Raw genomic sequence first — 6,382 nt, 5'->3', positions numbered from 1 at the left:
GCTTCATAGGGGCGAACCCCATCGGTGGTCGCACCGCCTCTTCGTTGGCTACCGGCTCACCCGGCACGCGGCATTCATGGGCGCCCCTCGACCATCACATCATCTCGATGATCGGCGCGATCTCGACGGTGAAGGCCGGGTTCGTCAGGATCGGGCAATCCTTGGCCTTGGCGACGGCATCGTCGATGTCCTTCGCCTCGACGATCGTGTAGCCGGCGGTCGGATTGCTGCCGCCATTGTTCTCGACCTTGCCGCCGGGCAACACCGTTCTCGACATGCCGACCGGATTGCCGCCGTCGACCACGGCCTGGCCGAGCTTGCCGTACCAGCCGGTCCAGGCATCCATCGCTGCTTTGCGTTCGGCCTCATCGGTCGGCATCTTGCCGGAGCCATGATAGACATAGAGAAATTTCGCCATGTTCTCCTCCCTTGTCTGCGGCGTTGAACCGGCATGCGGCCACGCCGCGCTATTTCTGTTTTGGCGCAATTCCGGGCGGGAAACCGTTTCTCACTTTTCCTGGAATTGCTTTAGCGACATGCGGCCATGCCGCAATCCGATATGCGGCCATGCCGCAATCGTTGATCATCGGACCAAACGGCGGGGCGGGCAAATCAAAATTCGCAGATGCTAATATGAGGCTGATAAGCCTCACCTTGCCATGGCATGGTATTCGGGGTTCGGCCGCATGTCGACGGCAGCCGCCACCCGGTTCGACATGTTGAAGAAGGCGGCGGTCGAAGCGATGTCCCAGATATCGCGGTCGGTAAAGCCGGCCTGGCGCAAGGTGGCTCGGTCGGCCTCGACGATCTTGGCCGGCTCTTCCGTCAGCTTGACCGCGAACTCCAGCATCGCGCGCTGGCGAAGGGGCAGGTCCGCGGCGCGGAAATTCATCACCATCATCTCGCCAAGCGCCGGGTGACCGGAAAGCTGGCGCACCGCCGCGCCATGCGCGGTCAGGCAGTAGAAGCAGTGGTTGATCGATGAGACGACCACCGCGATCATCTCGCGCTCCAGCTTCGACAGGCCGGAATCGCCGAGCATCAGGTCGTTGTACATGTCGGTGAAGGCGCGCAGCTTCTTCTCGTCGAAGGCGTAAGCCAGAAGCACGTTGGGAACGAGGCCGAGCTTCTCCTCGCATTTGGCGAAATAGGCCTTTGTCGCCTCGCCGAGCTCCGCCTGGACCAGGTCGAGCGCGGTAATCCTGTTGGTCATGGTCGTTCTCCTTGCAGGGCGATGGCGTTGGTTCGAATTTTTTAAAACGTCGTCAAACCTTTGTCGCCAAACGGCAGTCATCTGGCTACCATAGTCGCAAAAGCATGCCACGGGAGGGAATTGGCGTCATGGCCAGCGTGAAATCCAAGCCGAAGAAGAGAGCCGCAGCCGCCGTGAAAGCGGAAGAGAAGCCAGCGAGGCTTGCCGACCACCTGCTTGCTCGTGCGCCGGCCGAGGATGTCGCGGCCTATGACGTGGCCGACCTGGAGCGCGCTGCCGACCTCGCGAGCCGGGCGGTGGCCAGCCACAAGAAGGGCGAGAGCGTCGTCGCGATCGAAGCCGATTCAGGCGTTTCCTGCGGCGGCAGGCCGGTCACGGTCATCACCGTCGTCAACGACAACATGCCGTTCCTGTTCGATTCCATCCTCGGCGAGATCGCCGAGACCGCCGGCGAGCCGACGCTGGTGACCCACCCGATCATGACGGTTCGGCACGGTAAGAACGGCGTCGTCGAGATCCTGGGCGACGGCGGCAGGGACGTCGACGATCATGACCGGCTGAGCGTCGTTCATGTCCATATCCCGCGGCTCACCGCGGAGCAGGCGCGCGCGCTCGCCGAGCGGCTGCGCAAGATACTCAACCAGGTCCGCGGCGCCGTCACCGACTGGAAACGGATGCTCGCCCGCCTCGACCAGGCCATTTCCGAATTCCGCTATTCGGCCGTGCCGCTCGACAAGAACAGCGTCGCCGAAGCGATCGCCTTCCTCGAATGGCTGCGCGACGATAATTTCACCTTTCTCGGCATGCGTGAGTTCAAATATGTCGGTGGCGAAGAGAGCGGCACGCTTGAGCGCGCCGACAAGCCAGGTCTCGGCATCCTGTCCGATCCCGATGTGCTGGTGTTGCGGCGCGGCACCGAGGCGGTGACGACGACGCCGGAAATCCGTGCCTTCCTGCACGGGCCTGAACCGCTGATCGTCACCAAGGCGAATGCCAAGTCCTCCGTGCATCGCCGCATCTACCTCGATTACATCGGCATCAAGACCTATACGGCCAAGGGCGCGCTTGCCGGTGAACTGCGCATCGTCGGCATGTTCACCTCGACCGCCTATACCCGCTCGGTGATGAAGATCCCCTATCTGCGCTCGAAGGCCGAAACGATCATCGCCAAGTCCGGCTTCAATCCGAGCGACCATTCCGGCAAGGCGCTCATCAACGTGCTGGAGAGCTATCCGCGCGATGAGCTCTTCCAGGTCCCGGTGCCTATCTTGAGGAAGCACGCCAGCGCCATTCTCGGCCTGATCGAGCGTCCGCGCGTGCGGGCGCTGATCCGTCTCGACCAGTTCGACCGCTTCGTGTCCGTCCTCGTGTTCGTGCCGCGCGACCGCTACGATAGCGTCGTGCGCGAGAAGATCGGCACCTATCTCAAGACCGTGTTCGAGGGCCGGCTGTCGGCCTACTACCCGGCCTTCCCCGAGGGCGGGCTGGCGCGCGTGCATTTCATCATCGGCCGTTCCGGCGGCAAAACCCCGAAGATCGATCAGGCCGCCGTCGAGGCGGCTATCCGCGACATCGTGCGAACCTGGGAAGACGCGCTTTCCGAGGCGGCGGAGGCGGCCGGCAGCGATCCGATGCTGAAGGGCATCGCAGCGCGGTTCCCGGAAAGCTACCGCGATACCTTTTCGGCTTCGGTGGCGCTGGCCGATGCCGGACGCATCGCCGCAATCGGCCCCGACCATCCGATCGCCATCGACTATTACCGCCGCGCCGACCGGAAGCCGCACCAGGCGGCGCTGAAGATCTACCATTACGGCAGTCCGGTGGCGCTGTCGCGTCGCGTTCCGGTGCTGGAAAACATCGGCTTCCGCGTCATCAGCGAGCGCACCTTCGAGATCGCCGATGAAGGTTCCGGCAGGGTCTTCATCCACGACATGGAACTCGAGAACAGCTACGGCAAGGCAATCGATCTGTCCGACGGCGGCGCGCTGTTCGAGGATGCCTTCCTGGCGGTCTGGCGCGGCGATGTCGACAATGACGGCTATAACGGGCTTGCCCAGACCGCCGGGCTGTGGTCGAGCGAGATCGCCATCTTGCGCGCCTATGGCCGTTACCTGCAGCAGGCGGGCATTCCGCAGAGCCAGGATTTCATCGCCGCCGCGCTCAACCGCTATCCGGAGATCGCGCGCGGCCTGCATCAGCTGTTTGTCGCACGCCTCGGGCCGACGGCCGAAACCGAAGGCGTGGTCGCCGCCAAGCACCTCAAGGCCAAGATCAAGGACGCGCTGGAAGAGGTGCCCAACATCGACGACGACACCATCATCCGCCGCTACCTCAACCTCATCGAAGCCTCGCTGCGCACCAATCATTTCGTAGCCGATACGAAGGAGAAGGGGCAGTCGCTGGCGATCAAGCTCGACTCGCAGGCGGTCGACGGCCTGCCGGCTCCGCGGCCATGGCGCGAGCTCTTCGTCTATGGCTCCGAGGTCGAGGGCGTGCATCTGCGCTTCGGCCCGGTGGCGCGCGGCGGCCTGCGCTGGTCGGATCGCGCCCAGGACTACCGCACCGAGGTGCTCGGCCTGGTCAAGGCGCAGCAGGTCAAGAACGCGGTCATCGTGCCGGTCGGCGCCAAGGGCGGCTTCTATCCGAAGAAGCTGCCAATGAGCGCCGGGCGCGACGCAATCTTCGAGGCCGGCACCTCGGCCTACAAGAACTTCGTCTCCAGCCTGCTTTCGATCACCGACAATATTGGCGTCGACGGCGTCATCCCGCCGGCCGGCGTGGTGCGTCGCGATCCTGACGATCCCTATTTCGTCGTCGCCGCCGACAAGGGCACGGCGACCTTCTCCGACACCGCCAACGCCATCTCCGAGAAGCACGGCTTCTGGCTGGACGATGCCTTCGCCAGCGGCGGCTCGGCCGGCTACGACCACAAGAAGATGGGCATCACCGCCAAGGGCGCGTGGGAAGCGGTCAAGCGGCATTTCCGCGAGATGAACCGCGACATTCAGGCCTCGCCCTTCACCGTGGTCGGCGTCGGCGACATGTCGGGCGACGTGTTCGGCAACGGCATGCTGTTGTCGCCGCAGACCAGGCTGATCGCCGCCTTCGATCATCGCGACATCTTCATCGATCCCGATCCGGATGTCGCGGCTTCGCTTGCCGAGCGCCAGCGCATGTTCGCGCTGCCGCGCTCGTCCTGGCAGGACTACGACAAGTCGAAACTGTCGGAAGGCGGCGTCATCGTCTCGCGCAGCCAGAAGTCGATCACGCTGCCGCCGGCGGCGGCCGCCGCGATCGGCCTTGGCAAGACCACCGCGACGCCGGTGGAGATCATCAACACCATCCTCAAGGCGCCGGTCGACCTTTTGTGGTTCGGCGGCATCGGCACTTATGTCAGGGCCTCCGGCGAAACCAACCAGGATGTCGGCGACCGCGCCAACGACGCCATCCGCGTCACCGCGCTCGACGTGCGCGCCAAGGTCATCGGCGAGGGCGCCAATCTCGGCGTCACGCAGCGGGCGCGCATCGAGTTCGGCATGAATGGCGGCCGCTGCAACTCCGACGCCATCGACAATTCGGGCGGCGTCAATTGCTCGGACGTCGAGGTCAACATCAAGATCGCGCTGGCATCCGCCATGCGCAAAGGCTCGCTGGCCCGGCCCGCGCGCAACAAGCTGCTCGCCGAGATGACCGACGAGGTGAGCGGGCTGGTGCTCTCCAACAACTACCAGCAGACGCTGGCGCTCTCGATGGCGCGCAAGCGCGGGCTGGCCGACATCGCGCACCAGGCCCGCTTCATGACGGCACTGGAAGCGCGCGGCCTGCTCGACCGAGCGGTCGAGACGCTGCCTTCGCCCGCAGCCCTTGCCGAGCGCGAGGCGCGCGGGGAGCCGCTGACCAGGGCCGAGCTCGGCGTGCTGCTTGCCTATGCCAAGATCGTGCTGTTCTCCGACATCGTCGCCAGCGACGTGCCGGACGATCCGCATTTCGACCGCGACCTGATGGGCTATTTCCCGGAGCGCATGGCAAAGAAATTCGCCGGCGAAATCCGCGACCACCGGCTGCGGCGCGAAATCATCGCGCGCGTCGTCGCCAACGACCTCGTCAACCGCGGCGGGCCTTCCTTCGTCAACCGGCTGCAGGAAGCCACGGGCCGCACCGCGGCCGACGTGGTGCGGACCTTCGCCGTGGTCCGCGACGGCTTCGCGCTGCCTGCGCTCTACAGGGAGATCGACGCGCTCGACAGCCAGGTCGACGGCCAGATCCAGCTCGATTTCTATCAGGCGGTCAGCCGGCTTATCTTCATGACCAGCGGCTGGTACCTGAAGAACGAGGCAGGCGCCGCCCCGCTCAGCCAGCGCATCGGCGAACTGCATGACGCGCGCAAGGCGTTGGAGCCGAAACTGGCGTCGCTGCTGCCGGCCTTCTCGCGCGAGCGGATCGAGGAGCGGCGGCACGGCCTGTTCAAGAACGGCGCGCCCGAGAAGCTGGCTGGACAACTGGCGCTCGCCGAAGTGGCGGAACTCATCCCGGACATCGCGCTCACCGCGCGCACGGCCGGCGCCGACATCGTCGGCGCGGCCAAGGCCTTCTTCGCCGTCAGCGATGCCTTCCGCATCCCACGGGTCGAGGAGGCCGCGCGCTCGATCACGCCGCCGGACTATTACGATCAACTGGCGCTGTCGCGCGCGATGGACACGATCGGCGCGGCAAGGCGCGGCATTGCGGTCGCGGCGCTCACCGGCCATGGCAAGGCGGCGGATCCGGTCGCGGCCTGGCTGGAGGCCGGCGGCGAGCGTGTCGCGCGCATTCGCGAGCGGCTGCAGGCACTCACCGAAGGCGGCGACATCACCGTGTCGCGGCTGTCGGTGGCGTCGGGCCTGATGACCGATCTGACGGGGATGTGAGCTTTGAAGGCCTGGGTTCCTCGCCCCCGCCAAAGCGGGGGAGAGGTGGCCGCGAAGCGGCCGGAGAGGGGGCTTCGTAGGGCGGAGACCACCCTTAAAGCGCGTCGCGCTGAAGCGGATTCAGGCGACGCGCTTTAGCAGGCTGTTGAAGAAGTCCACTTTCGGGCGGTGAAGTCGGCTTCGTCGCCGTTGTGAAAGCAGATTTGGCCCATGATGGAGCCGTCTGGTTGGATTTCGGCCCAGCCGTCGCCTTGGGCTTCGT

3 protein-coding genes are annotated in these 6,382 nt (G+C 65.3%); 1 reads left to right on the top strand and 2 read right to left on the bottom strand.

The annotated features are described in order from the left end of the window. Positions 1-94: 94 nt before the first annotated feature. Both EOA29_RS21380 and EOA29_RS21375 read right to left on the bottom strand, forming a co-directional pair. Positions 95-418 (bottom strand): YciI family protein, encoded by a 324-nt coding sequence (locus tag EOA29_RS21380; protein WP_126091307.1) that lies wholly within the window; start codon positions 416-418, stop codon positions 95-97. Between the two features lie 231 nt (positions 419-649). After that, on the bottom strand, positions 650-1,213 hold the full coding sequence (locus EOA29_RS21375) for a peroxidase-related enzyme (protein ID WP_126091308.1): 564 nt from the start codon (positions 1,211-1,213) through the stop codon (positions 650-652). Between the two features lie 128 nt (positions 1,214-1,341). Between EOA29_RS21375 and EOA29_RS21370 the strand changes: the two genes are divergently transcribed. Next, on the top strand, positions 1,342-6,120 hold the full coding sequence (locus EOA29_RS21370; RefSeq protein ID WP_127221440.1) for an NAD-glutamate dehydrogenase: 4,779 nt from the start codon (positions 1,342-1,344) through the stop codon (positions 6,118-6,120). Positions 6,121-6,382: the final 262 nt, after the last annotated feature.

Source organism: Mesorhizobium sp. M1E.F.Ca.ET.063.01.1.1, from assembly GCF_003998155.1.
Taxonomy (GTDB): domain Bacteria; phylum Pseudomonadota; class Alphaproteobacteria; order Rhizobiales; family Rhizobiaceae; genus Mesorhizobium.
The sequence above is the reverse complement of the archived record's forward strand: the minus strand, read 5'-3'. Positions and strand labels throughout refer to the sequence as shown.